Raw genomic sequence first — 1,032 nt, 5'->3', positions numbered from 1 at the left:
TGGTTGGGCGGGTGTGTGCTCCGTGACTGATACGCGGCGTGAACGGCCGGCGGACTGCTAGCGCTCTCTGTTGTACCCTGTGAAACGGTCAGCGGACGGAATTGCCGAAGTCTTTCTGTCGCTTGGCCGTGCCCTGATGCAAGAGGCCAATGATGAGTATGTCTTGATCTATGCTCGCGTGGCCGAGATGATCAAACCTGCCCATGTCGATGCCGTGCTGATGGCGGCAGACCTGCTAGAGGATCTGGAGCGTTTCGTTCTAGCAATCTGGGCGTTTAAGAAAGTACCGCGCGATCACCCCTCTTACCATCTGGCGGAACTGGGGCGCAGCGATGTGCTGCGTCGCGCTGGCAAGCCTGACGCGGCGATCGAAGTTTTGGAGCAATTGGCAAAAGACTATCCCAACCTTGCCGAGGTTCATGTTGCAGTGGGCGATCTCCATCGCTCACAAGAGGATTTTTCCGCCGCAGTGCCAGCCTATGACCGGGCGCTCGAGCTGTATCAGTCGCGGGGGAACGATCAATGGTTCGTGCGTTATGCCCGCGCCATCAGCCACGAACGCTTGGACAACTGGCCCGAGGCTGAGGCCGATTTTCGTCGTGCGTTGGAGTTGAACCCGGATCACCCACAGGTGTTGAACTATCTCGGGTATACGATGGTGGAAAAGCACATCAATCTCGATGAGGCACTGAATATGATCGAGCGCGCCGTCGCCGCGCAACCCGATAGCGGTTATATTGTGGATAGTCTGGGATGGGTTCTCTATCGTCTTGGCCGGTATGAAGAGGCCATCGTGCAGATGGAGCGTGCCGCCGAATTGATGCCGACTGACCCGGTGGTGAATGACCATCTGGGAGACGTTCTCTGGGCTGTAGGCCGCAAGGTCGAAGCGCGGTTTCAATGGAAACGCGCATTGTCCCTGAACGAGAGCGAGCCGTCGCCCGATCTGGAACCTGTGCGCTTGTGCCGCACTCTCGGAGGCCACGGGCTGTCTCCACCAGTGCTGTCGGACGAAGGCGGGGGGCCGCAAAA

1 pseudogene is annotated in these 1,032 nt (G+C 58.6%); it reads left to right on the top strand.

Annotation, left to right across the window (positions count from 1 at the left end):
* Positions 1 to 1,032: pseudogene (locus HEP69_RS23490) on the top strand (tetratricopeptide repeat protein); the annotation flags it as partial.

The sequence above is a fragment of the Aestuariivita sp. genome (assembly GCF_021404545.1).
Lineage (GTDB): Bacteria > Pseudomonadota > Alphaproteobacteria > Rhodobacterales > Rhodobacteraceae > Aestuariivita.
This window is presented reverse-complemented; position numbering and strand designations above follow the sequence as displayed.